The following is a 235-nucleotide window of genomic DNA, read 5'->3' as shown; positions in this document are numbered from 1 at the left end:
CCCCGCCGATCGCCAGCGCCGCGGTCAGTTCGTCGGGCAGCCAGAAATCATGCGCGTCCATCACCGCCAGCGTCAGCAGCAGCCAGCCGAACAGCGCCCCCGCCGCCCCGGCGACGCCCGGCGCGGCATAACCCGCCGCGATCCCCGCCAGCGCGCACCCCGCCTCGATCAGCGGGTGGCGCGGGTCGATCGGCGCACCGCACGCGCCGCACCGCCCGCGCGCCGCGGCCCAGCT

General features: G+C 78.3%; 1 protein-coding gene. It reads right to left on the bottom strand.

The features are described 5' to 3' along the window. A partial coding sequence (locus AX685_RS04360) for a prepilin peptidase (RefSeq protein ID WP_197418477.1) occupies nt 1-235 on the bottom strand: 235 nt, incomplete at both ends.

It is taken from the genome of Sphingomonas sp. CCH9-F2 (assembly GCF_001556735.1).
Lineage (GTDB): Bacteria > Pseudomonadota > Alphaproteobacteria > Sphingomonadales > Sphingomonadaceae > Sphingomonas > Sphingomonas ginsenosidimutans.
Note: the sequence above shows the minus strand (reverse complement) of the source record. Positions and strands in the feature narration are given on the sequence as shown.